Here is a 12,330-nt window from a genome sequence, read left to right as displayed (position 1 = left end):
GGCGCGCGAAGGGCCGGGCCCACGCGCGTCCGCTCGTGTCAGCTCACGATCACCGGACGCTAACACGAGGCGATCACCAAGTGAACGGGGCCTGCCACCGTGTGCGACGGCCGGGGTTCGGGCTCGGTGACGCGGCGGGTGGACAGAGCATCAGAGTCGGGGGACGCGAGCAAGCCAGTGCAGCAGCCCGGCACGGTCGAGGGCGCGGCTGGAGCCCGGGCCGGTCACGGCGGCGGCGCCGCAAGCGACGGCGGCGGCGAGGCAGTCGGGAAGCTGCTTCCCCGCGAGGAGGGCGTGCACGAAGCCGGCGTTGAAGCAGTCACCCGCTCCGGTGGTGTCCACGACGTCGACCGGGACGGCGCGAACGTCGTACCGTTTCCCCTCCTGCACCGCGCTGGCCCCTTCGCCTCCGCGCTTGACGATCACGGTGCGCACGAGTCCGGCCAGCAGGTCGAGCGCGTCGTCGACCGTGCCCGCACCGGTCAGCCGCAGTGCCTCGTCGGCGTTGGGGGCGAAGACGTCCACGTCGGCGAGGACCTCGCGCACCGTGGGCGTGTCGAGGGTGGCGGGCACGTCCTGGCAGTCCATGAACACCAGAGTGCCGAGCTGACGCGCGACCGACAGGGATGCCTTCAGCTCAGCGCCGAAACGCAAGTGGGGCAACATCAACACCTCGGGGCGGTGCTCGCGCAGCAACTCGGTGAGCGGCGGCGCCCCGTGCGGGTCCTGATAGCTGACCATGGCCCGGTCGCCCGGGTACGACAGCGCCACCGTGACACTGCGCAGGGGAGCCGTGTGGTGACGAAAGCCGCTCTCGTCCAGGCCCTCGGCCCGAGCCGCGCCGAGCACGAGTGAGCTGAACAGGTCGGTGCCGAAGTCGGTGGCCCACACCACGTCGCGGTCCAACCGGTGCATGGCCATCGCCGGTGTGAAGGCCCCGCCGGGCAGCAGGTCGAGCGCCCCGGCGAAGACCTCGGTGCCCGGCCGGACCGGCCGTTCGAGGTCCTGGAAGATCAGATCAGCGAAGTACTCACCAACAACCAGCACTTCGCGACCCCGCACCGCACCAGCCGTCACCCGTGGACTTCCTGGCGACGAGTCATCAAAAGCTGCGCCGCTCACTCATCCCACTTTCTCCTCCGGCTCCTACGGTCGGGGCCGCCCTGCCTGTCCAGAGCTTCCGGGCCACATCCAGGCATCCGAGATGTGAGGCGCCCCGAACGCGGAGCCGGGGCGCCCTCCGCGATCACGGTGCCCAGCCGCTCCGGCCCCCGGGTCCGGCTACGCCGGTACCCGTGGGGCCCGCCGGGTTGGCGCTGTCGCCGTTTCCTTGAGCTTCGGCGCCGGCTACGCGCTTGCCTGGATCACGTCGTCGATCTTGTAGTTCGGAACGCTGATGTCCAAGGACACGTCCAGGGACTTGGCGGTCGCTGCCGTGGGGGCGCTGGGGGCTCCGGGGGTGTAGGTGGCGATGGCGTTGCCGTTCGCATCCACGACCGCGAGTTCTCCGGGGATCGTGTTGCCGCCGCTGACGACCAGCACGGCAACACCGTCGACGTAGCGCAGAGTCAACGTGCCCAGGTTCTCCGCGACGGGCTCGGTCGCCGGGATCACGAAGTCCGAGTCCTCGGTTGCTGTGCTGTGCGGACCGGCCTCGGGGACGCTGGTTCCCGTGACGTCGCGAGGGGTGATGTCGGGCACGGTTGATCCCAATCTGCCGGGTGCATGGTGGTGCTGAACGGGTGGAGCCTTCCACCTCAGGCCCGGGTCCATGCCCAGCCGAACTGCTTTGCCGCGAAGGGCCGACCATCAGCGACCTCGCGCGAGCGCCCTGATGGCGCGGGCGCCGGCGCAGTGACCTCACTCCGGAGTCGGTGTGCTTGTCGACACGAGGGGGCTGGAAGATCTTGATCGCGTCGGCTGAAGTGTTGCTGAAGATGCCGTCCGGCACGTCCGCTGATGCCGGGGCGGCCACGGCGATGGTGGCAGCAGCTGCGGGCCGCCGTTCTACCCGCTCTCGGGAGGCCAGGGCCAGCCGTTCACGAAGGTCTGCAGCTGCGCGCGCTGCCGCTGCTCGTCGGCGAGCACCTGCGCCAGGACCTCAGCTTGTCCTACGGAGCGATCGGGTCGCGTATCCCAATTGGGTGTAGTTCCCTTGAAGGGAAAGGCCCGTGCTGGACCGTCGCTATGACGCGTCGGCGTAGGCGAGGTGGGTGCCGCAGACGGTGCAGCGGAAGAGCATCGCGCTCGCGCCCTGCCCGAGGTGGGTCAGGAAGTTCTCGAGCTGGGATGCGTCGTGCCAGCCGTCGATCCGTAGGTCGGTCCGAAGCTGGTCGAGCGCCTCGGGGTGGGCGGCGAGTTCGGCGTATCCGACCTCGCCGATGAAGGCGGCCGCGTCGTTGCAGTGGACGAGCCAGTGCGGGTCCTGCCAGGCGTGGAAGCCCGGGGTGCGGCGGGTGACGTGCTCCAGGGTCTCATCACTGACGCCGTCGAGTCCGTATGAGTCGGTGAAGTCACCTTCGAATCGTTCGGCGGCGCTGCCGTCGGCGATGCACCAGGGGCAGAATCGCCCGCTGACGTCCTGGGCCGTGTAGAAGGTCGCGGTGTAGATCCAGCCCGTGGCGCGCTCGCAGCAGGCGCAGGTCCCGGCGCTCTCGCGGATGGATCCGCTGGCGACGGGATCGGGGTGGTAGCGGAAGGAGGGCAGGTCAATGCTCACTGGTGGGCCTTCCCATGCAAGGAGGGGCCGCGTTGACGCGTGTGATCTGCGCGTCGGTGGGCACGCCTGTGAACCTCATGGGTCGCAGTCTGTCCGCAAGCAGTCCTGTGATCAAGCGGTGAGGTGCAACAGCCGCTGGTTCGGGGTGGGGTAGAGGCGTTCGTGCTCGCGTGCGACGTGGAGGCGCCAGTAGGGGTCAAGGTGGCCGTTGGCGACGATGGCGCGTAGTCGCAGGATGGCTTCGGCTCCGGGCAGGCCCCAGCGGGCGCCGGTGATGTCGAGGCGGTCGGCGATCAGGTGTCGGCAGGCGCCCTCGACCGCGCCGGTGGCGATCGGCCACCCGTTGTTGAGCGCGGTCTCGTAGTGGAGCTGGTCGGGGTGGCCGGTCAGGTAGCGGTGGCAGGCGTCGACGGCCTCGCGTCGGGCGGCCAGCAGGTGTTCCCGCTTGGCCTGGGTGGTCATCTCGGTGGCGGTGCGGGCGGCGTGGCCTGCCAGGATCCCGGTCAGATGGTCGGCATCCCAGGCGTGGGCCTCGGTGGTGCCGGGTTTGTGGAAGGCGTGGGCGGCGGCCCAGGCATACTCGGCGACGTGCACGAAGTCCAGTAGCACGTGGTGGGTTGGCGAGTAGCCGAAGCGAGGCAGAAGTCCGAACCCTGACCCGGCTGCACCGCGAGAACGCCTCTCCGGAAGGACCCGCCGCGCGCGGGCGAGCTGGACATCCACGCCCTGCCGCCCGGCCACCGTCGCAGGCCACCCCGGAGCCGGCGCCGGACCCGGTTCCGGCGCCGAACCTGGCCAGACTCGCCCGGAACACGGCCCGCCCCCCTCGGCCCCGGCCCCGGCGGACACCCACCGCCACGCCGAGGAACGGCACCCGGCCTACTGCGACCGGCACGTGCGGACCGTGCTGCCATGCGGCCTGTGCGCGCCGCTGCTGGACCAGCCCGCCCTACCCGAGGTTCCCTGGGCGATCGACGGCGACGAACTGCCCCCCCCCCCCCCCCCCCCCCCCCGTCACCGTCACCGTCCTGGCCTGGATGACCGAGGACCACTCCGAGGAGTTCAGCCTGCGCGAGCAGCTGGCCGCCCGCCGCCGTGAGCGCGAACTCGTCGGGAGCCACTGATGACCACGACCACCAGGGCCGACCTCGCCCGCCAGAGCTTGCAGCTGGCCTGGTCCTCAAGTCACAGAGGACCAGGCCAGCTGCTTCCGGAGCCATCGGGCCAGGGGCGGAGGAGCCCCCGCTGGGCTTCCGCGCAGGTGGCGAAGCTGAGGCTCACGCCGCCGATGTGCTACTTCCTCTGCCGCTGCCGCAGCGCTCGCAAACCGAGGTCATAAGCCATGCTCGCGACGGTCAGGACCACCAGCGGCCAGACGACCGAGGAGTTGGCCGGCAGCGATCCGTGGACGAGCACTGCCCCGGGTTCTGCCCGGCCCCGTCGACACCCGGGCAATGGAGGAGAGCGGAATCGGTCCGGACAAGGCCCGCCAGGTCGCTGACGGAGAGCTGGACACCGGCTGGACGGCCTGCGTCGACCACGACCAGCATCCCATCACCGGGGAAGCGTGCCAGGTCACCTTCCTCGACTGCTTCCACTGCGGGAACTGCCTGGTCACCCGCGACCACCTGCCTCGGCTGCTGGCTCTGCTCGACGCCTTGGCCCAGCGCCGCCGCGAACTGGCCGAGGAGGTCTGGTGGCCGCGCTACGGGCCGGCTTGGGTCGCCATCCGCCAGGACATCCTCGCCAAGTTCACCCCCGCCGAACTCCAGCACGCCCAGGCCGAGAAGCCGCACGACGCGCTCCTGGACCTGATCGAGAACCCATGCGAACTGCCGTGACCACCGCCCTGCACGCCCTGCCGCACCTCGCCTCGCCGCCAGAGGTCCGTGCGGACGGCACCGACCCCTTCGTCTTCCACGCCCGCCGACTGCGAGTGGGCGCGGTGCTGGAGAAGACCTCGCGCTTCAGCGACGACGTCTGGGTCCTGGGCCCGGCGATGCTCAAGAAGCACGAGCGCCGGTTCGTCCTCGACTTCACCCTGATCCCCGCCACGCATCGGCAGGTCGCCAAGGAACTCTGCTACGAGATGCTGTCGGGAACCGTCCCGGCGGGCGAGGACCGGCCCGATGTCTCCACCATCCGCACCGCCTTCACCGAGTACGTCCGGTTCCTTCGCTGGGCAGCGGCTCGCCCCCGACGCCTGGATGCCATGACCGGCCGGGACCTGGAGGACTTCCAGCGGTTCCTGATCCAGTCCCTGTCCGCTGCCGACGCCCGGCAAAGAGCCCGCTCGGCCGCGCGCAAGTTCTGGCTCTGGCGGAGCGTCCTGTCCTGCGACGTCCTGTGCTTCGACCCGCGCCACGTCGACGGCTGGAGCGAACCCAAGGCCCACAACGGCGAGAACGCCACCGCACGGATCCCCGAAGAAGTGCTGGGGCCGCTGTTCGTCTGGGCAATGCGCTTCATCGACGAGTTCTCCACCGACATCCTCGCCGCGGACCGTCACTGGCGGACCCCGCCGCCGGCTCCAGCCGAGCCGCACGTCTACGGCGACCTGCCGATCCAGCTGCGGTCCTGGCTGGACGAACACATCGCGGCAGGCAAGCCGCTGCCTGGCTGGCGCGGCGAGCCCAGCGCGACCGGGGTCGCGCAGGCGCTGGGCCGCAGCCGGATCTCGCTGGGCCGCTACCGGCACCTGATCAACGAGGCCGCCGCCATCGTGGGCCTCACACCCCAGGTCGTCAGCGACCTGCCGATCCTCGGCCGGCTCGACGACGAGCCGTGGATCGGAGCGATCCTTGCCGACCACACCGAACCCGACAGCCTCGCCGCGCTCGCCCGCATACTGCAGGACTCCTGCTACCTGGTCCTTTCCTTCCTCTCGGGTGCCCGCGACAGCGAGATCAAGCATCTGAGACGCGGCGGGCTGAGGACCGAGTGCGACGCGAACGGGACGCCCTACCGCTGGAAGATGCACAGTCTGGCCTTCAAGGCCGAGGCCGACCCCGCCGGCGTCCCCGCCACCTGGAACATCGGCGAACCCGCAGCCCGGGCGATCGCCGTCCTGGAGCAGTTGCAGCCGCCCGGCACCGACTACCTCTTCTCCCGCCTGGAACACAGTCCCGGCGTCAAGCGCAACGCGGTCAGCCAGGTGCTGACCAGCGGGCGCACCAACGCCCGCCTCAACACCTTCGCCGCCTGGATCAACGACTTCTGCCAGCGCCACGGCCGCACCGACGGCATCCCGATGGTCAACCAGCAGCCCTTCCATCTGAAAAACAGCCAGTTCAGGCGCACATTGGCCTGGTTCATCGCACGCCGTCCCGGCGGCGTCATCGCCGGCGCCCTGGCCTACCGGCACCACTGCATCCAGGTTTTCGAAGGCTATGCGGGCACCAGCGAGTCGGGCTTCCGCGCCGAAGTGGAGAGCGAGCAGGCCCTGGCCCGCGGCGAGCACCTCATGGCCGCGATCGACGCCCACGAGCACACCCACCTCACCGGCCCCGCCGCCGACGAGGCCACCCGCCGTCTGGAGACCTTCGGCGAACGCGCCCGCTTCCAGGGCACCGTCGTCCTGGACGACAACCGGCTGCGACGGCTCATGACCAAGCACGACCCGGCCGTCTATCCCGGCCAGTACATCACCTGCGTCCACGACCACGCCAAGGCCCTGTGTGAACGCGCCCGCCACCGCCGCAGCGAAGGACTCCCCGACCACGGCGGCTGCAAGCCACTGGCCTGCCGAAACGTCGCCCTCACCCCCGAGAACACCGCCGCCTGGCAACGCGAGATCGACCGCATCACCCACCGCCTGGCCGCCCGCCCGCCCCTGCCGCCACTCCTGCGGCGCCGGCTGGAGGGCCGCCGCACGGAGATCACCGCGTTCCTACTGGAGAACACCACCACCAGGGAGTCCGCGTGAGCCGCCCCGCCGACATCCCCGCAGAGGCCCACGTCCGACGCGTCCTGAACCAGTACGTCAACGAGTGCCACGACAACGGCACCCGCCCCAGCGTCCTGGCCCTGGCCGCGAAGTTCGACCTGAGCAACACCACCTTCCGCCGACACTTCCCCGACCTGGCCAAGGAAGTCTCCGCCGCCCGCTCCAGGCCGGCACCCCACCCCACGGCCGAGATGCGGCCCAGCCCCTACGAGGTCCTCACCACCCGAAACGCCAAACTCCGCCGCGCCAACCGGTCGTTGACCGAGAACCTCCAGTTCGCAGCCGCCCAGATCCAGCGCCTCGCCGTCGACAACGCCTGCCTGCGCGAAGCCCTGGAAGCCAGCAGCAAGATCACACGGATTGGCTCTCCTGGACGTCCTCGCCAGTCATAACCGCGCGGAGACTGACGCGATGACGTTGGAGGTCGACCTCGGCAACCCGTACTGTGATCACGTCGCCCTCGCTGACGAGTTGGTCAGGGCTCTCCACGGGCTCCTCGGTCAGCTCGGACAGGTGAAGAAATCCCTCCACGCCGTCGGCGAGCCGCACGAACACGCCGAACGGGATGATCTTTGTGATTGGCCCGCGGGCTACGCGGCCAGCTTGGTCGGCGAAACGAATGAGCGGATCTTCCAGCAGAGCCTTCAGCGACACGGTGACCTGTCCCTGCCGCGTCTCGGACATGATCACCTCAGCGGTGACCCGTTGCCCGACTTCGACGGCCTCCGAGGCGTGATTGATCCGCGACCACGACAGGTCCACCACGCGGATGAACCCAGTGCACAGGCCGTCAGGCTCGCCTTCCAGATGGACGAAGACTCCGAAGTTGTGAACCTCCGACACGGTCCCGGACAGGATCTGCCCAGGCTTAATGCCAACGAGGAACGACCTCAGCTCCGGGTTCTCACAAGCCCTCGCGGACAGGTGAAGCTGCCCTCCACGCCAACGCCCGATCTCCTCAGCCTCGATTTCCAGGCCGACGCTGACGATCTCCGAAGGATCGTCAAAGCGGCGCATCGACACCTCATGCCGGGGGATGCGCCCAACCTCGATGTTCCCCCCCTCCGAGTCCTCCAGGCCCACGAGCACATCCGACCCATCGAACCCGACAACCTTCACCCTTCTCACCGGGCCCGGCTGGAGTCGGTTGAGCAAAGACCGCAGGCGAGGATCGGAGGCTGACTCGGGCATGAGAGCAGCCTAACCTTCATCGCACCAGCAGCCGAGAGGACAGCGAGCCAGACCGCGACGTCCGCACCGGGCCGGAAGCGGATCATCCTCGGGGCAGTCAAACGGTCAGTCCAGAACTCCATCCACAACGGCAAAGCCGATCTGGGCGATGTCCTCCGCAAGGTCGTCCAAGCTCACATCCGGGTTCAGCGACGAGACGATGCTCTGTGAGAGCGGTCGCAGAGCATAGACGTGACGCACAGCATCAAGGTCGACCGCTACCTCGTAGTACTCCTCGGCGAAGTCCCGATATGCGTCTGCAGTACCCCCGAGGAGGATGTCGAACAGCCACTCCGCGCCGTCAGCGTCCTCCATCTCCTCGTCCGGGACATGGACGTTGCCGCACTCCACTGGACATCGGATTGCTCGCGCCAGAAGCAGACGGTTGCTCGCGGCAGTCCGTTGTGGTCGGCGAACGCGGGTTGCTCCACGCACGAACGGAAGACCTCCGGGACTGAGTCGGACAGCCCAGGCCACGGCGCTGGAGGCGAAACGTGATAGGGGGTCATCGGCGACTCGTGGTCGCACGCCTGGGCATACGCCCCAGGAGCGGAGAACACGATGGCGTAGTCGTTGCCGCCACCGTCCCTCATCGAGGCCATCTCCTCGCCTGGTGACCAGCGGGAATCGAAGGAGTAGTACCTGCAGTCCCACTCGGGGCTCATGATGGCGTCCAGCATCGCCAGAGCCTTGGACCGATCGCGGACAGTCGCGATGTCAGGCAGCTTCTTGATCACTTCATAGACCGACACGAGGCCATCCAAGCCGACCCCTCTGACACCTCAGCACCACCCCGAGATCGCCACCACCCAGGACCCCCAGCCGCAGGCCTCAGACGGTCAGCGGTCAGCGGTCAGCTGAGAACTACCTCCACAACATCGCCGTCGACGTCGCCACCCGCTCCATCCTGGCCGCCGTCCTGCGCCCCCACAGCACCAAGGCCGTCGACGCCGCCCTGCTGCTCGCCGAGATGGCCGTCCCCCACCCAGCCCGGCCCACCTGGCCGCCGGTGCTGCGCTTCACCCGCTCCTCCATCCCCCACCGGGAGGAACTGCTGTCTGCCGACGAACGCCTCGAAGGCGCCGCGGCGCGGCCGGTCGCGGTACCGGAGACGATCGTCGTCGACCGCGGGAAGATCTACCTCTCCGAGACGTTCACCGCCGCCTGCCAGAGCCTCGGGATCAGCGTGCAGCCTGCCCCGCCGCACGCCCCTGCCGCCAAGGGCATCGTGGAACGCACCTTCGGGTCCATCAACACGCTGTTCTGCCAGTACCTGCCTGGCTACACCGGCTCCAACGTCACCGAGCGCGGCCGGGATGTCGAACAGCACGCCTGCTACAGCGTCACCCAGCTGCAGGACCTCCTCGACGAATGGCTCGTCCACTGCACCACCGCCCCCACAACGGGCTGCGCCACCCGCTCCTGCCCAAGGCCAAGCTGACGCCCAACGAGATGTGGGGCGCGCTGACCGCCGTCGCCGGGCACGTCCCGCTCCCGCTATCGGGGCGGGACTACCTCGAACTGCTGCCCGTACGCTGGCTCACCATCAACGACCACGGCATCCGCCTCGGCCAGCGCACCTACGACCACGACCTCCTCGGCCCCTACCGCGGCCAGCCCTCTCCCGTCGCCGCCCGGGCCGGCCGGTGGGAGGTCCACCACAACCCCCACGACCTGCGCCAGATCTGGGTCCGCCTGCCCGACCGAGACGACCTGGTGGAGATCCCCTGGATCCACCGCGACCACGTCCACCATCCCTTCGACGACCGCACCTGGGACCACATCCGCACCACCGCCCTACGCCGCGGCAACCACGACCAGCACGAGGCCGACCTCGCCCAGGCCCTCGACGACCTCCAACGCCGCGCCACCACTGGAGGCGCCACCCGCACGGAGCAGGCCGTCCTGGCCCGCGCGATGCCCGCCCGCATCCCCCACCCCACACCAGCCACCCGGCAACCAGACGCCGCCAGCGGTACTGGCCGGACCACCAGCCGGCCGCCCTCACCCGCGACCACCGACACTGGCGCAGGCGCAGGCGCAGGAGGGAAGGCCGCCGCGCAGCCCGCACCGCGTTCCGGTGACCGCCTGCCTCGCCCCGGGGCCGCCGCCGGGCCGCCCGGGTTCGGGGCGCAGCAGGCAGGCCCGCCGCGGTCTTGGGCCCGGCTGGCCGCCGACGGTCACCCGGGTACTCCCGCTGACGGCGTGGACGACGCGGGCGCGGTGCCCGCCGACGGCCCGGGCAACGCCAGCGGCAGTGCGGACGAGGACGGCCTCGCCGAAGACGCGGACGGTCTCCTCGACCCCGACGATCCCGAGGAGAGCGAGGACGACTTCGGCCCCGGCGACCGCTGGCCCCACGACACCGGCACCGCGGAAGGAGCCCACGACAACGGCTCCGGCGGCACCGACGGCGAGGGCCCCTGGAACGGTGAGCACCCGGGCGACCGGACCGGCCAGGAGCAGGACGTGGACGGCCCCGACGACGCCTGGGACGACGCGGGTGGGGACCGCCACTCCCCCGTTCCGCCCTACACCGGCCTGGGCCTGTGGGACGCGCGCAAGGAGGCCGAACGGTGGTGACCCGCCAGCCGCGCACCACCGCCGGGCCCGACACGGTGGCGGCCGCCCCGGACAGCCGGCCGCCGACGGGAGAGGCGGCACGGCACGCCGGCCCGGCACCCGCGCACCGGCGCCCAGGCGCAGCCAGCGCACCGGAGCAGGGCCAACCAGCTCATTTCGCGGGAGCGTGGGAGGCGCCGTCACCGTACGAGGTCGACACCTGGCGGGGCTTCGAGGCGTTCGCCACCGCCCCCTCCCCCGCACCGCCGGGCCCCGGCGGTGCGGGGCGCAGCGTGGAGGAACGCCTCGCGTACTACTCGCGGTTCGTGACGGCACGCACCCCCCGCGATCGACTCCCTCGCGGGGAGCGTGCGGCGTCTGATGCTGCTCGGCAGGTATCAGCGCACCACCGCCCGGCCGAGCCTGATCCTCACCGGGCCGGCGGCAACGGGCAAGACCACCGCCCTGCTGGAGGTGGGCCGCGCCTGCCACCTCGCGCACATGCGTCAACACCCCGCCCCGCCGGGTGACGCCCACCGGGTGGTGCCGGTCGCCTACGTCCTCGTGCCGGCGGGGGCGAGCGCGAAGACCCTCACCGCCCGGTTCGCCCGCTACCTCGGCATCCCCACCACCGCTCGCATGACCCAGGCCCAGCTGATGCAGGCCGTCACCCACACCTACAACGCGGCCGGGGTCCGGCTGGTGCTGATCGACGAGATCCACCGCCTCAACCCCCGCACCACCACCGGCGCCGAAGCCGCCGACCTCCTCAAGGACCTGACCGAGCAGATCGGTGCCACGTTCGTCTACGCCGGCATCGACGTCACCACCACGCCCCTGTTCAGCGGGGTGCGGGGGGCGCAGCTCGCCGCCCGTGCCTCGTTGATCGAGACCGGCTCCCTGCCCGCACGCCTGGGAGGGCGCCGCCCGTTCACCGACCTCGTCGCGGACCTCGAGAACGCCCTCGACCTCACGCGGCACCGCCCCGGCACCCTCCCCCGCCACGCGGCGTATCTCCACCAGCGCACCGCCGGGCGGATCGGCAGCCTCACCCGTCTGATCCGCGAAGCCGCCCAGACCGCGGTCCTGGACGGCACCGAACGCATCACCAAGACCGCCCTCGATCAGGTGCGCCTGGACCACCAAGCCGAAACCCACCACACCCCACGCCAGGCCCGCCCCCGCAGCCGGTAGACGCGACCCAGGCAACGGCCAGCACGGTGGGCAGCAACTCCCGCACCACGGCGGCACTGACCGCCCGTCAGCTAGAAGCTGCCACGGCTGGCCGCCGCTCCGGCCGCCTGCCCGGCCGCATCGCGGATCGGGTGAGAACACCGCACTCTCGCCGAGAACACCACACACCCGACCACCCGCTCCCGGCAGGCGCCGCCTCCCACACCGCCAGCCACCTGCGGACATCGGTCCCCGAGCAAGAACACCTCATCCTCACCGAGAACACCACCACACCACCACCGGCCACCCCGGGGCATCCACCTGGCCCGGTGCGCAACAGACCCGAAAACCTCCCAACCACACCAGCTCGCACCTACCTGACCAGCGAAAACACCAAAACAGCCATGAGACCGAGACAACACCCACGACACCAGGAACCGGAATCACCCCAGCTGCTACAACTCCAGCTCACACGCCATGACCAGACCACCCATCACCCCGAAGCCCTGTCGCACCCAACCCACAGAACCCAGCCCACAGGCCCCTTCACGCCGTAACAAGGCCCCCCGGAATCCTCAACAAGGGCAGCCGGGGTCGGCCGGCGAGGAGTCAGGGCGGCCCGGCAACCCGGCAGGCAGGGTCAACCCCGACAGCTCTCCACGCGGCGCGGCACCCGCCAGGACGCAGCCCCGCCACGCGG

11 protein-coding genes and 1 pseudogene are annotated in these 12,330 nt (G+C 70.3%); 6 read left to right on the top strand and 6 right to left on the bottom strand.

Annotated elements, in window-relative coordinates:
• Positions 1–150 precede the first annotated feature (150 nt).
• The 4 genes and pseudogenes from BS80_RS30275 to BS80_RS30260 all read right to left on the bottom strand — a co-directional run.
• On the bottom strand, positions 151–1,047 hold the full coding sequence (locus BS80_RS30275; protein ID WP_157536682.1) for a carbohydrate kinase family protein: 897 nt from the start codon (positions 1,045–1,047) through the stop codon (positions 151–153).
• A 300-nt stretch (positions 1,048–1,347) separates the two neighbouring features.
• On the bottom strand, positions 1,348–1,701 hold the full coding sequence (locus BS80_RS30270; protein ID WP_035803968.1) for a hypothetical protein: 354 nt from the start codon (positions 1,699–1,701) through the stop codon (positions 1,348–1,350).
• Positions 1,702–2,185: 484 nt separating this feature from the next.
• Positions 2,186–2,719: a CbrC family protein gene (locus BS80_RS30265; RefSeq protein WP_035803967.1), complete on the bottom strand. Its 534-nt coding sequence runs from the start codon at positions 2,717–2,719 to the stop codon at positions 2,186–2,188.
• Between the two features lie 111 nt (positions 2,720–2,830).
• Positions 2,831–3,331, bottom strand: a pseudogene (locus BS80_RS30260) (ISKra4 family transposase); the annotation flags it as partial.
• 842 nt (positions 3,332–4,173) lie between these two features.
• On the opposite strand from BS80_RS30260, the gene BS80_RS30255 reads away from it, so the two are divergent.
• The 3 genes from BS80_RS30255 to BS80_RS30245 are packed head-to-tail and all read left to right on the top strand — an operon-like array spanning position 4,174 to position 7,057.
• The gene (locus tag BS80_RS30255) at positions 4,174–4,560 is read left to right on the top strand and encodes a hypothetical protein (protein ID WP_035803966.1); all 387 of its coding nucleotides are present in this window, start codon (positions 4,174–4,176) and stop codon (positions 4,558–4,560) included.
• Entirely contained in the window at positions 4,545–6,644 is a 2,100-nt protein-coding gene (locus BS80_RS30250; protein ID WP_157536681.1) for a hypothetical protein, read from the top strand. The genes BS80_RS30255 and BS80_RS30250 overlap by 16 nt, the downstream gene beginning before the upstream one ends.
• Complete coding sequence (locus tag BS80_RS30245) at positions 6,641–7,057, top strand: hypothetical protein (protein ID WP_035803964.1); 417 nt, start codon at positions 6,641–6,643, stop codon at positions 7,055–7,057. Before BS80_RS30250 ends, BS80_RS30245 begins: the two co-directional genes overlap by 4 nt.
• Here the strand turns inward: BS80_RS30245 and BS80_RS30240 are convergent.
• Both BS80_RS30240 and BS80_RS43935 read right to left on the bottom strand, forming a co-directional pair.
• A complete protein-coding gene (locus BS80_RS30240) occupies positions 7,017–7,856 on the bottom strand; it encodes a S1 RNA-binding domain-containing protein (protein ID WP_232246701.1) in 840 nt (279 codons plus the stop codon). The two genes, BS80_RS30245 and BS80_RS30240, sit on opposite strands and share 41 nt — an antisense overlap.
• 105 nt (positions 7,857–7,961) lie before the next feature.
• Positions 7,962–8,210 (bottom strand): hypothetical protein, encoded by a 249-nt coding sequence (locus BS80_RS43935; protein ID WP_332262203.1) that lies wholly within the window; start codon positions 8,208–8,210, stop codon positions 7,962–7,964.
• 655 nt (positions 8,211–8,865) lie between these two features.
• Between BS80_RS43935 and BS80_RS43930 the strand changes: the two genes are divergently transcribed.
• The 3 genes from BS80_RS43930 to BS80_RS39880 all read left to right on the top strand — a co-directional run bounded on the left by BS80_RS43930 (position 8,866) and on the right by BS80_RS39880 (position 11,651).
• Positions 8,866–9,336 carry a hypothetical protein gene (locus BS80_RS43930; protein WP_332262202.1) on the top strand — a complete coding sequence of 157 codons (471 nt, stop codon included), beginning with the start codon at positions 8,866–8,868 and terminating at the stop codon, positions 9,334–9,336.
• Positions 9,267–10,478, top strand: a complete 1,212-nt coding sequence (locus tag BS80_RS43925) for a Mu transposase C-terminal domain-containing protein (protein ID WP_332262201.1) — start codon at positions 9,267–9,269, stop codon at positions 10,476–10,478. The genes BS80_RS43930 and BS80_RS43925 overlap by 70 nt, the downstream gene beginning before the upstream one ends.
• Positions 10,479–10,838: 360 nt before the next feature.
• Positions 10,839–11,651, top strand: coding sequence for a TniB family NTP-binding protein (locus tag BS80_RS39880; protein WP_232246700.1), 813 nt, complete (start codon positions 10,839–10,841; stop codon positions 11,649–11,651).
• Positions 11,652–12,330 lie beyond the last annotated feature (679 nt).

The organism is Kitasatospora mediocidica KCTC 9733 (genome assembly GCF_000744225.1).
In the GTDB taxonomy this organism is placed as follows: domain Bacteria; phylum Actinomycetota; class Actinomycetes; order Streptomycetales; family Streptomycetaceae; genus Kitasatospora; species Kitasatospora mediocidica.
The sequence above is the reverse complement of the archived record's forward strand: the minus strand, read 5'-3'. Positions and strand labels throughout refer to the sequence as shown.

What these genes read in the sequence shown, in the direction of transcription:
- BS80_RS30255 (WP_035803966.1), top strand. Translation starts at nt 4,174, where the DNA reads ATGGAGGAGAGCGGAATCGGTCCGGACAAGGCCCGCCAGGTCGCTGAC.
- BS80_RS30250 (WP_157536681.1), top strand. Translation starts at nt 4,545, where the DNA reads ATGCGAACTGCCGTGACCACCGCCCTGCACGCCCTGCCGCACCTCGCC.
- BS80_RS30240 (WP_232246701.1), bottom strand. Translation starts at nt 7,856, where the DNA reads ATGCCCGAGTCAGCCTCCGATCCTCGCCTGCGGTCTTTGCTCAACCGA.
- BS80_RS43935 (WP_332262203.1), bottom strand. Translation starts at nt 8,210, where the DNA reads ATGGAGGACGCTGACGGCGCGGAGTGGCTGTTCGACATCCTCCTCGGG.
- BS80_RS43930 (WP_332262202.1), top strand. Translation starts at nt 8,866, where the DNA reads ATGGCCGTCCCCCACCCAGCCCGGCCCACCTGGCCGCCGGTGCTGCGC.
- BS80_RS43925 (WP_332262201.1), top strand. Translation starts at nt 9,267, where the DNA reads ATGGCTCGTCCACTGCACCACCGCCCCCACAACGGGCTGCGCCACCCG.
- BS80_RS39880 (WP_232246700.1), top strand. Translation starts at nt 10,839, where the DNA reads ATGCTGCTCGGCAGGTATCAGCGCACCACCGCCCGGCCGAGCCTGATC.